Annotated in this window: 8 protein-coding genes and 3 pseudogenes; 9 read left to right on the forward strand and 2 right to left on the reverse strand. The window is 44.2% G+C overall.

Translation table 11 applies throughout. From position 1 onward, the window contains the following. The first annotated feature begins 845 nt into the window (after window positions 1-845). From NDI35_RS29080 to NDI35_RS29095, 4 genes are all read left to right on the forward strand, one after another. Window positions 846-3,557 carry a C2 family cysteine protease gene (locus NDI35_RS29080; protein WP_445315736.1) on the forward strand — a complete coding sequence of 904 codons (2,712 nt, stop codon included), beginning with the start codon at window positions 846-848 and terminating at the stop codon, window positions 3,555-3,557. 270 nt (window positions 3,558-3,827) lie between these two features. Beyond that, window positions 3,828-4,289 (forward strand): DUF3598 family protein, encoded by a 462-nt coding sequence (locus NDI35_RS29085; protein WP_445315737.1) that lies wholly within the window; start codon window positions 3,828-3,830, stop codon window positions 4,287-4,289. A gap of 15 nt (window positions 4,290-4,304) precedes the next feature. Then, on the forward strand, window positions 4,305-5,519 hold the full coding sequence (locus tag NDI35_RS29090) for a DUF790 family protein (RefSeq protein ID WP_445315738.1): 1,215 nt from the start codon (window positions 4,305-4,307) through the stop codon (window positions 5,517-5,519). 201 nt (window positions 5,520-5,720) lie between these two features. Continuing rightward, window positions 5,721-6,440 carry a DUF2786 domain-containing protein gene (locus tag NDI35_RS29095; protein ID WP_445315739.1) on the forward strand — a complete coding sequence of 240 codons (720 nt, stop codon included), beginning with the start codon at window positions 5,721-5,723 and terminating at the stop codon, window positions 6,438-6,440. A gap of 120 nt (window positions 6,441-6,560) precedes the next feature. On the opposite strand, the gene NDI35_RS29100 is transcribed toward NDI35_RS29095, so the two are convergent. Continuing rightward, window positions 6,561-7,178 carry a transposase gene (locus tag NDI35_RS29100; protein WP_445315740.1) on the reverse strand — a complete coding sequence of 206 codons (618 nt, stop codon included), beginning with the start codon at window positions 7,176-7,178 and terminating at the stop codon, window positions 6,561-6,563. A 161-nt stretch (window positions 7,179-7,339) separates the two neighbouring features. Between NDI35_RS29100 and NDI35_RS29105 the strand changes: the two are divergent. The 3 pseudogenes from NDI35_RS29105 to NDI35_RS29115 form a co-directional block, all read left to right on the forward strand. Continuing rightward, window positions 7,340-7,966 (forward strand): annotated as a pseudogene (locus NDI35_RS29105) (transposase domain-containing protein); the annotation flags it as partial. A gap of 50 nt (window positions 7,967-8,016) precedes the next feature. Next, window positions 8,017-8,774: pseudogene (locus NDI35_RS29110) on the forward strand (IS1 family transposase). Window positions 8,775-8,783: 9 nt separating this feature from the next. Next, a pseudogene (locus tag NDI35_RS29115) lies at window positions 8,784-9,350 on the forward strand (transposase); the annotation flags it as partial. Window positions 9,351-9,589: 239 nt separating this feature from the next. On the opposite strand, the gene NDI35_RS29120 reads toward NDI35_RS29115, so the two are convergent. Further along, window positions 9,590-10,114, reverse strand: coding sequence for a hypothetical protein (locus NDI35_RS29120; protein WP_445315741.1), 525 nt, complete (start codon window positions 10,112-10,114; stop codon window positions 9,590-9,592). Window positions 10,115-10,455: 341 nt separating this feature from the next. Between NDI35_RS29120 and NDI35_RS29125 the strand changes: the two genes are divergently transcribed. Continuing rightward, complete coding sequence (locus NDI35_RS29125) at window positions 10,456-11,136, forward strand: transposase (protein WP_445315742.1); 681 nt, start codon at window positions 10,456-10,458, stop codon at window positions 11,134-11,136. A 179-nt stretch (window positions 11,137-11,315) separates the two neighbouring features. Further along, complete coding sequence (locus tag NDI35_RS29130; RefSeq protein ID WP_445315743.1) at window positions 11,316-11,738, forward strand: transposase; 423 nt, start codon at window positions 11,316-11,318, stop codon at window positions 11,736-11,738. Window positions 11,739-12,302 lie beyond the last annotated feature (564 nt).

Genomic DNA, 12,302 nt, shown 5'->3' on the forward strand with positions numbered 1-12,302 from the left:
ATTAATACGACTAGACTTGCATTCAGGACATTTGAGGGACTCTAATTTGCTGTTCATTGTTTTTCGTCAACTTTGCTCTCGATCGCTATATCATACATCAATTCAGCAACGCCCGGTTTCTTACCCCCTTTATGAAAAAGGGGCTTGAAAAATTTTGATCTTAAACTACACGATTCTTCTGGATTTCGGGTGGAAACGGTAGTGTAAGCGTCTCCCTCACGCAGGCTTTAGGGCCTGTACCACGGAAAGTTTTATTTTTATTATCACCTAAAACTCAGGAGAGCCAGGGCTTTGGCAATCCTTACAGGCAGTTTACCGCCCCTGTGCCATCTGCAACACCGATTTTTGGGAAACTTACGAGTTTTACGGGGTTGTCACCCTGTGAACCCATGCAGTGTTTACTTTTCCAACTGATTCAGCCAGCTTTAAGTAATTATACAGATTGCCTTGTCATCTATCTAAGGTATGATATTTTTGTAAGATAAGAGTTAATAAAGATGCAATAGCTCATCAATATTGTCGTCAGCAACTCCTACGTAGACGAATAAATTGGCTGTGCTGAATTGGTGGTGGAAACGGTAGTGTTACCGTCTCGCTCACGCAGGCTTTCCGGGCTGTACCACAGGAAGTTTTATTTTTACTATCACCTAAAACTCACTAGAGCCAACTCCACTAAGTCTGCCAGAGTTTGTCCTCCAACGTAGTGAAGGAAAGAGTTAGAGATCGAGGGGGTATTTAAGCCGGATTTGGATAAACAACTAATTCACAGCTCTAACTAATTCACAGCTCTTGCTGGTTAGATTTCTCATGTCTTCGTACATTCATCTTTCAGGGTTAATACATTAATGTCGTCCAATAACTTGTTTGATTTGACAAACGGTGTCGATATTTTTACGATCGATACCAAAGTTCCGGCCGGTTTTGGGATTCGAGCGCTCGCAGGAGCAGATTTCATTGTCGGTTCCGATCGCCCGGATTGTGTTTATGGGAACGATGGAGCGGACTCGATCGCCGGTGGAATCGGGAACGACAGCCTACAAGGCGGACGCGGAGCCGATCTACTGTTGGGCAATGCTGGAGATGATTATCTCCTGGGAGAACGCGGTAATGATGTTGTATATGGCGGTCAAAACAACGACACATTACTCGGTAAAGAAGGAGACGATTTCCTAGCCGGGGGTGCGGGAGTTGATAGTCTCATTGGCGGCAACGGTTCCGATGCTTTTGTCTTGAATGTCGCTGATGCTGTAACTAATCCGGCTCTCGCCGATACGATCGCCGACTTCAGCGATGAAGAGGGCGATGTCATGGCTCTGACGGATGGAGGAGGCGATGCCCTCACTGAAGCCGACGTAACGCTGGAAGCCAATGGAACCGATACATTCATTCGGCTGAAAGCAACTGGTGCAATCTTGGCGCGGGTACAGGGAGTCAGCCCTGCTAGCCTGACAGGCTTATTCAGTACCGTCAAAGCGACACTGGACGATACGGAATCGGGAGCTACAGCGCTGGGTTCAGTGCCCGGGGGAGCTAACCTTCAGGGAGCAGTGAGCGATGAAGATTATGCCGACTTTTTCCAATTCCAGGTAACGGAAACGAGCATTGTTAACTTTGGCTTAAGTGGCTTGAGCGCAGATGCGGATCTGGCACTCTATCAGGATTTGAACGACGATGGGGAATTGGGAGGAGATGAAATCATCTCCGCATCCACAAAATCGGGCGCTGCGAATGAAACCATCGAAAACGTCACCTTAGATCCGGGTAAATATTTCCTCTCGGTGGAGGCATTTGAAGGAAATACCAACTACAGCCTGAGTTTGGCAGGTGTTGCCGGGACTGTAGCTGCTGATTTGGCGGGCGATCAACCCAGCACGGCACGCCTGCTGCCGCCAGACGGTGAAGTGGAATTACATGATTATGTGGGCGGGACTGATGCAGTGGATACCTATCGCCTGGAAGTGCTCAACCCGGGGTATTTGGATCTGTTTACCGATTACCAGGAGGCGGATCTCAATCTGACCCTGTGGAGCGATCGTAATAGCAACGATCGGTTGGATGCGGATGAGATTATTGCCCAGGGGACGAATGAGATCCAGGAGAATAACATCAACCCCGGTACTTATTACGTCAATGTCACAGCCCCAGGGGCGGCAACGCCCTACGAAATTGCTGCCATTTCCGAACCGGGCAGCCGAGTAGACATTGAACACTATGACCCGCTCTTCCCCGGTATCCCCACAACCGGCACTTTGACTCAAAACGATGACTTCGATCCCAACGATCTGGAAAACTACGCCGATCCCTATCTCCTGCCGGAACTGGGTGCTGGGTTAACAGTGACTGTAACTCAACAATCGGACGATTTCGATGCCTATTTGACCGTCGTGGATCTGCTCACCGGCGAAGTGGTGGTTGAAAACGATGACCTTAACACCAGCGGCGGAGACTTCAATGCCCAGGTGAGTTTCACCACCGAACAGGGGGGTCAATATGTGGTGTTTGCCTCCAGTGTGGATGCTCCTGGCTTGGGGGACTACACTCTGAATGTGACGGTGACAGGAACGCCGATTGCAAACCCGGTACGTAGTGCGAGTGCTGACACTCTGTTGCCCCCACCCCTCTTTCTCGAAAAGGGGGAGCGGGCTGATACCGGTCTGGAAAAAGATACGCTCCATGAATTAGTCTATGCGCCTCTAACGGGCGGTCTAGCCCAGCCGATTCAAATCTCCGCCCTCAACCAAGGAAAGTTGGGCGACTGCGCCTTTATTGCAGCCCTAGCGGCCACGTTCGGCAAGATCGAAGAGCCCAGCCAGGCGGCCTCCAAGCAGAGTGTAGTGCTCAACAATCTCATTAAGAGCGATGGTAACAACTACACCCTCCAGTTCTACAACTACCTAACAGGCAAACCGGGCCAAGTCACCGTGGACAACCAGGTGGTAACCGACAAAGATGAGGTGTTTGGGGCGAGATGGGATAGTCAGCAATCCCCAGAACCGAGCCAAGCGTCGGGGCAACCCATCTGGGCCTCCATTGTTGAACGTGCCTACGCCAAGTTCCGGGGTGAGGAAACCAGTCGCAATGGCTATGATGCGATCGGGAATGGCGATAGTGGGGGGATTCCCCTCAAACGGGTCACGGGTCAGGCGATGGAAGAGATTCATTGGAAACCCTCCGAAGACACTCCACAATATTCTGTGATCGAGTTTTCCGATGAGAGTGGCGAATATAATTTATTAGGAAGTATTACGCCGGATCAAATCTTTCAACGGATTCAAGATACATTGAATCAGGGTCGCTATGTCGAGACTGGGACAGTCGAGGATGCGGAGCAGCGAAGTGACAATGTGTTGGTTGGTGGTCATGCCTACAGTATCCACAATGCCTATGAGGCTAATGGCCAAAAGATGCTCCTAGTGCGGAACCCCTGGGGGACAGACAATAAAGTTGACGCGAGGGCACCGGAAGATCCGAGTTCTAACACTAAGGATGGGTTTGTGGCCATCACCTTCGATCGGTTTTTGGAAAACTTTGATGGGGTGAGTCTGTCCAAGCCATAGTACCGATCGCTTTTTCACAATCCAACTGTTAAGCTGGAACACGTCTAGGTTGGGTCTCGTTTCGCGAGACCCAATTTAGTAAAGGGCTGTTGGGTTTCCTAGCGTCAACCCAACCTACGAAATAGGTTCCAACTCGTACCGATACGCAATTTTGGGCGGCACCTCAATTAGAGGTCTTTGAGTAATGTCCTCTTCTATGATTTTGGCTAAAGTAAAAGTAGATGAAGCTGGAATAAAATATCATCAACAACTAATTTACATTACCTAAAAATGAGCGAAACTGCACAAATAACTAACTTTAAAGTCTTCCCCAAACATACAGGAGTTTGGGAGGGAGACTGGACAATACTCGATGCAGACTGCAAGGAAACCCTGCGTTTTACAGCCGTGTTAACCCAGAAAATAGTTGACAACGAGTGGAGGCAAACTAACGTTCAAACTTATGCCAATGGCAAGAGTGAAACCCAAAATTTTGTGAGTCATGTTGTCGGTGAAGGGCAAGTTCAAATTGAAAGTCCAGACTCGGTTTTTTCCAACTACAAGACACTAGCGACAGAGGTTGGAGACAATTTGATAATTTTTCAAATATGGGATAAAGCAACTGGCATTCTGAGGGCTGTTGAAACCATCAATCTCGTCAGTTCAGATCGCCGAATTCGGACTACCCAAAGCTTGACAGAAGAGGGAAAACTTAGGGGAGTTATGGTGATTGTTGAACAAAAAATTGAGTAAAAGTTTTCACTGCTTATGTTACCAACTGATTTATTAAGTCACCGCCAAAACGGGGAATCAATCATCCCTCTCCGCCTCAAGATAGATGCTAAAAACTTAGAAGCAGCTACGGAAATGATCAACTGCTTTCAAGAGTCGATCGGCAAAACCCAAGGCGATCTCGACGGACGCTTGCTAGAATTAGAAGGCGACAGCCCGGATTATCGGCTGAAACGGGGATTAGCGCACCTGCTGAAAGGCGGTTTCTGCACCTTGGAAGTCATCAGTCCCCTAGAACCCTCAGAGTTGAGACAGCGGGTTTTTGCATTGTCTGCGCGATCAACTCCCAGCCCTCAATCCACCCAATTAACCCTGGAAAAAGTAGCAAGTGAACTCAGCCAAGACTTAAACAGAGAAGTTTTGCCACACGAAATCACTACAGGTTTATACGCCGATTTAAACGAAAACAAAATCCTCACTGAGTTTAATGCACCAACTCCCGAAAACTTGCTTCACAGATACAATCTTTCTCAAGTTCAAGGCATATTTTACCGAGCAAGTCAAGTCCAATTAACCGCCCACCGCAACGATCCAGGAGAATACAAACTCTTATTTCGCTATCTGAAACTATTTCAATTAATGACTTACATCGAAGGCGATGCAGACCACGGTTTTACACTGACAATAGACGGCCCTACAAGCTTGTTCAAACCCAGCACACGCTACGGCTTAGCCCTCGCGAAAATGCTGCCCGCACTGCTGCACGTCACCAAATGGAGTATGCACTCGACACTGCACACAAAAGACCCTTTTAGCGGCGTTTTGAAAACAGGTAAATTTACCCTAAATTCCGACTGCGGTTTAGTCAGCCACTATCCCCCTGGCAAGCCTTACGATAGTATGTTAGAAGCCGCATTTGCTGAAAGATGGAATTCCACAAAAACCGAGTGGCAACTAGAGCGAGAAGTTGATTTAATTCCGATTCCAGGTAGTGTGATGATTCCCGATTTTCGGTTGGTGCATCCCGACGGGCGAGTATTTTTATTAGAAATAGTTGGCTATTGGCGGCCGGAGTATTTGCAAAAGAAATTTGCACAAGTACAGAAGTCTGAATGCGATAACTTGATTTTAGCTATTTCCGAACGGCTGAATTTAGAAAAAGCCGGGGTGAATGTAAATGATGTGCCAGCAAAAGTAGTTTGGTTTAAAGATAAATTGCTGCCTAAATCAGTCCTGGAAGTCCTCGAATAGTATACCAATCTGCCCATCAGTTGCAAACTTCTTTCTTTCTTTCTTTCTATCTCTCTGCGCCCTCTGCGCCCTCTGCGGTTCAAAAAAATCCTCTTCTATAAATGAAATCATCCTCAAAAAAGAGCGCAGCACGCTATACTAAAATGGGAATTTACCCAAATCCTTGCCACCGCGTAGTCTCACCCTAAAACTGATTGAAAAATGGCAGACACAAGTATTGTCGAAAGAATCAAAAAGCTTTTAGCCCTCGCCACCTCATCCAATGAAAACGAATCGACTGCTGCCGCCGAAAAAGCTTCCGTTTTACTGGCACAGTACAATCTCAGCCTCGCGGATTTAGGACCAAATCACCAAGAAGAGATTGACGAAGACTCAGTTGAAACAACATCCAAATTTGTCACTTGGAAAATGATGCTGCTTTCGGGAATTGCGGACGCTAACGGTTGCAATGCCATGCGAAACACTTATAATGGCAGTATGTTTTTGGTGGGAACTTCTACAAACCTGATTGTTTGCAAACATCTGTACGAGTATTTGAGTTCTGCAATTGAAAAAAGGGCTAAATACCGCAAAGGAAACGGCAGGGGGTTGGCGTATCTGAATGCTTTTCGGGTTGGATGCGCGACGAGGTTGAGACAAAGATTGTTGGAACAAAAACAGGAGATGGAAGAGTCGGGGATTCCGGGTTCGGGGGATGTGGCGGCGACTCCAGGGATTGTAGTGCGATCGATGTTTGAGAAAAATCAACAGGCGATCGCCGATTATCTAGAGGGCCGAGGGGCTAAAGTTAAAACCCGAAGTGGTTCTCAAGTCAGCAGCGCGGCAGGTTTTAATTCGGGGTATGAAGTGGGCGACAAAATTAGTTTGCACAAGCAAGTGCAGCCGCAAGGGGATATGAAGCAACTTAATGAATGTCTTTGAGTTATCGATAGTAATTGATGGATAATCAAAACAGGGGTAAACGGCGTTGCTGAATCAAGGTATGAATGCCCCAGGAAGGGGAATATCGTGAAATTTCAAGCTCAAGGGGTGACAACAAGGCTACAAGGCACTCTCGATCAGGGATAGAGCGTGAAGTCCTTGTTTAAAATTGAGTCGTTTGTGGGGTTTGAGATTCATCAGATTCCAGGCTAAATCCGACCAATTATGGAAAGATTGGCCCCAATCAGGAGCGTGCAATCCCATCCAAAAAGTGCTATAACGCTCTGTTAAACGTCCGGTTTCAGTAGGACGACAAATATACTCAACAACAGTTCGATGTTGTAAAGAAGCACCCTGTAAAGTGGCTAGAGTATAAGCAATAGAAATGAGTAAAACTAGCGCCATTAAGCGACGCTCGTTAACGTTTGTATTTTCGAGATTATAGCCTCCAGTTTTTAAATCGCGAAACATTGTTTCGATACCCCATCGAGCGGCATAGATAGAAAGAGTTCGGGGTAAACTGTTTAAGCTCGTCAAAATATACCAAGGTTCTTTTGGAGCTCTACCTCGATATTTTCTTTTCCAATAAGCCGCCAAATTAAACCCTCCAAGCTGATGCGCTTTGGTACAATAAATGTTGGCATAAAATCGAGATTTTTCCGGTTTAATTTCTAAGTTCTTTAGTGCTCGATAAACTGCATCATCATCGCCAATACAAGTGCCTTTTTTCTGCCGCAATGCGAAATCTATATTCCAATACGGTTCAGTTAAGGCTCAAATAGTGGTAAATTAGGTATGGTGTCCAAAAATGGAGAGCAAGTAAGGTGCATCTCAAAGAATTCTCATTAGTATCTCCCAAAATCCCAAGTACGGAGATATTCAAAGCCATAGAGATAGCAATTCCAGCCAGTGCAATTGAACAGGCGATTACTAAAACGAAGGTTGAAGAGAAACGTCATCGAACCCTGCCTGCACAACTGGTAGTGTGTCTGGTAATCGCAATGAGTCTATGGTCAAAAGATTCAATGCGGGATGTACTAAAAAATTTGATTGATGGTCTTAATGAAGCATGGATGAAAATTGGTAAATATTGGCGGTTTCCATGTAAATCTGCAATCACTCAAGCCAGACAAAGATTAGGAGCAGGTGTGATGAGACAGTTGTTTCATTCATTAGTGCGACAAATGGCTACAGTTGAAACAGTAGGAGCTTTTATCAGCGAACTCAGAGTCGTAGTGATAGACGGAACCTGCTTAGATATCCCAGATAGTGATGAGAATGCCAGGGTTTTTGGTCGTCCTGGAAGTCGCCCAGGTACAAGAGCAGCGTTTCCGAAAGCTAGATTAGTTATTTTATTAGAGGCGGGAACACATTTAATATTTGACGCCTTAATGTGTCCATATAAAATGGGAGAAAGAGTAAGAGCGTTAAAGTTGTTACGCTCAGTAACGGCGGGAATGCTATTGATGTGGGATAGAGGTTTACATTCTTATGCGATGGTAGAAGCCACAGTCAGTAAAGGTTGTGGTAGTGCTATTTTGTAAAGGATAGAGAAAAATAGTTAGCATGGAGTTGTATGTCTCACTTTTGCGCCGTGAAACTTTACCTACTCTGCCCAAGCTGTGGTTCTGATGACATCATGAAGAACGGCACGACCCGCCGGGGAAAACAAAACTACAAATGTCGTGATTGTGGTCGTCAATTCGTTGAGAATCCGCAGTGGAAGCCGATTGACGCAGACCGTAAAGCGATGATCGATCGCTTGCAAAAGAGAGAAACTTCCCCTGGCCGGAATCGCCCGTGTGATGGAAGTGTCGGAGAACTGGTTGCAAGGATATGTCAACGCTTGCTACGCTGCTGTGTCGCAACAAGTGCAGGTAAAGCCCAAAACCCAGGGACAACTAGCGGTGCAGATGGATGAGTTGTGGTCTTTCGTGGATGATAAAGGGAACAAGCAGTGGGTGTGGCTTGCGCAAGATGTCACAACCCGTGAGATTGTCGGTTGCTATATCGGCGATCGTTCTGGGGATGCTGCCTCGGGCATTATGGGCCTCGCTGCCGCCTGTGTACCGACAATGTGCCGTCATCTATACCGATTACTGGCAGGCCTATGAAACAGCACTGCGATCGCAAACGTCCGAAAAGCCGTAGGCAAGGAGAGTGGATTGACCAGTTACATAGAACGATTCAATAACACGAAAGCGGCAACGAGTGTCACGGCTAGTAAGAAGGACATTATCGTTCTCTAAGAAGTTAGACAATCACATTGGCGCAATCTGGAATTTCATCCATCACTACAATGCACTGATTCGTTCTGAGCCTTCGAGTTGTTGAATATGTCTGCTTTTTCTCTATCCTTTACTAAATAGGACTACCAAGGTTGTGAGTAGAAGAGTGCGAATTCCATCCAACGTTAAATTATTAAACGAAACACAATTAGATGATGGTTCATATTTGAGTTGGATTTATCCATCAGGTAAATTAAGAAAAAAAGGATTTAAGCCCATACAGGTAAGAGTAATTGAGTACACACTTGAGAATTACGACCGCCCAGAAGCACAAATTAGATATCGTTTAATTACCAGCTTGTTGAACGCGGAAAAAATTTCAGCGCACTTACTTGCCTGTGAATATCATCAACGTTGGGAAGTCGAAAATACGATTGATGAAATCAAAGTACATTTATTAGGACGAAAAACTCATATTCGTTCTCAAAGACCAAAGGAGGTGGTACAAGAAATTTATGGTTTACTAATAGGACATTGGGCGGTACGGTCATTAATTTTTCAAGCAGCAAGCAGCGCAGGGGTTTCACCATTGCGTCTTTCTTTTACGGGGACATTACGAGTTATTCGTCGCGCTGTCCCAAAATTTCAGCGGTTACAACCACAGGAACTTCCCTTTTTTTGAGTTGGTTAACGTGGGAGATTCTCGATCAAACTATACCGGAAAGAGTTCAGAGAAACAACCCAAGAGTTGTCAAAAAGCCTGTTTCAAAATTTCGCTCTAAACAAGTTAAACACAGAGGTACTGGAATCATAATGAATCCTCCTGTATTTATTGTTTTAAGCACTGCATAGCCCTTAACTGAACCGTATTGGTCTATATTCCTTTGCTTGAGCCAATAAGCCAGTTGGACGCTGTGAAATTCAGGCATCGGCTAATACCAGAACTGGATAAGGCTTCAACACCCGCAATACCGGAGTTAAAACTTTTTTTTGTTCGCGCAAGTTACTACTTCCTTTTTTGGGTAATATTTCCCAATAAACGGGAATAGGGTGTTTCCCCCAAGCTAAACTTAACACGATTAAATTTCGCTCTTGCCATTGCGTTCGCTCGACAATTAAGAACAAATGTCCTTGATGAATGAGTTGGAGTTTCTTGATTCGTCTTCGTTGTTGTCGATTGCTCGGTTGGTGGCGAAACTCTTGTTTGACGAGCTGTTTGATGAGGGGAAACCACAACAGCTTGGCTGTGAGTTGAGGTAAGTCTAAAAACCGTTGCAAGTTTCTCACTCGACTTTCATACTTTATCAGTTGTGGAAACTTGTTAGCTAAAGTAGATAAGCTGACATCTCGATAGCTTTGTAACATTAACACTAACAATTGTAGCGTTAGATACTGGCGAGGATTTAGAGGCGTCTCGAAAACTTTTTGGTATAATTGAGGGAACATATATTTTGTGTGGGGGTCGCTGCGACCCCCAATTTTGGGGGATTACGATTGGCTAAAACCCTTATTCTACCTGATTTGCAGCCTCCTTGTCACCCATTGAGAATTTCAAGTAATGTATTAATAACTTAATAGAATGCTTGAGCATTTTCTCACATTTAGTTCGTTTTAGTCAATACTCCGGACAGTTTTTAAAGAGGGATGCGATGGCTTCGGCAAGCAACGCTTACGCAATAAGTCACAGAAGCGAAAAAAGGGAGTGCAATCTGAACCCAAAATGAACAGAAAAAAAGGCGCTCTTTTAGGTTAAGCTATAAAAACACACAAGCTTAACAGATTGCCTTATGAAGATTATTGAATCCATCTTACAACAAATGCCAGGGATTAGTCAACCCCAAAAGAAGTTTTTAATCACTTTATTCTCAACTATTTTGCTTGTTTATGGCAAGGTCAACTTCACCAATCTCAGTCGTTATAGCTGTTTGAGTGAAAAAACCTACCGTCGTCACTTTCTCAAAAACTTTAACTTTCCACAATTCAATCAATATTTCATCGAAAAAGCCTTAAATCCTGAACACACCGTCATTGCTGTTATTGATTATTCTTTCTTAATAAAAAGTGGCAAAAAAACAGACGGTAAAGCTTATTTTTATAATGGTGTCGCGGGAAAATCAGAAGAGGGATGGGAAATTTCTGTGATTTCTATTGTAGAAATTGAGACTCGTTTATCTTATAGTTTAAGTGTACAACAAACTCCCTCACGTCCTCAAATAAAGCCTGCGAAAAAACTGCCCCAAAAACCGAAGAATTGCTGGTCAATAAAAACTCGCAAAAAACCTGATTCTCAAAGTTCAAAGCCTGACATCACAATAGTTGATGACTATGCACAACATTTGAAGAATACTCGTTGTTTTTTCCCAAGTTATGTACGTTATTTGGTGGCTGATGGCTATTACTACCGCTCTAAATTCTGGGAGGCTGTGCGGGAGTTAAATTTAAACTTTATTGGCAAGCGAGCGAGTTGATGCTAACTTACGCTATCTCTATACAGGTGAACAAAAGAAACTGGGGGCTCCACGTAAATATGATGGCAAGGTTGACTGCCATGATTTGAGTCGTCTTAAATTTGTTAAAGAAATAAAACCGGGAGTTTCATTATATACATTGGTAGTAGGCGAGTTGTTGTTTAAATTGCCAAATTAGTTTGGCTTGTATCTCTGAGGTTCAAGCCAACGGCACAATCAAAAATGCTTTATTATTTAGCACTGATATTCACCTACCGCCTGAGCAAATTGTTGAATATTATCAGGCTCGTTTTCAGATTGAATTTATTTTTCGTGATGCTAAGCAATTTACGGGATTGTCTGATTTTCAAGCTCGTCATTTACCACGGCTTGATTTTCATTTTAATGCCAGTCTAATTGCTTTAAACTTAGCTAAACATGAACTCTCTAGTTGTCCTTCATCTGCCAAGTCGTTTGTGTTTTCAATCTGTTCTTATAAACGCCTGGAATTCAATAAGCATCTACTTTCTACCTTTATTGATAAGTTAGATTTAGACCCGGATTTGATTTTAAATCACCCTAACCTTCCTTCAGTTTTGTCTTATGGTACTTTGGCTGCTTAAAAACTGTCCGGAGTATTGTTTAGTAATCGCCTCTTCAATTGCACTGGCTGGAATTGCTATCTCTATGGCTTTGAATATCTCCGTACTTGGGATCTTGGGAGATACTAATGAGAATTCTTTGAGATGCACCGTGCTAGTTCTCCATTTGCAGACATCATACCTAATTTACCACTATTTGAGCCTTAACTGAACCGTATTGAATTATACCTAGGGCTTCCAATCCTCAACTTCATCTAATGACTCAACTCCTTAATATTGAGGGAGTGATACCATTTTTTTAAAGATGTGATAGACTTGTGTAAAAAGTAAAGGAGAGAATTACAATGTCTGGTCGTCCTCATATAAAGATTACCGAATCTGTAGAAAGTTTGCGATAAATCCTCAAACAACAAAAAAGGATCCTAGCTTATAATAAAGTCCAAATGCTTTATTTGTTTAAGTCAAAACAAGTCAGGGTAAGAGCATCTCAATCATGCTTGACAAAAGCACTTGAGAATTTGCATCATATAGTCATTGTTCATCGCAGCCCGTTTGATTTTTTGTCGCAGGCTACGCTGGAGAGTT

Source organism: Microcoleus vaginatus FACHB-2002 (assembly GCF_040004035.1).
Taxonomy (GTDB): domain Bacteria; phylum Cyanobacteriota; class Cyanobacteriia; order Cyanobacteriales; family Microcoleaceae; genus Microcoleus; species Microcoleus vaginatus_C.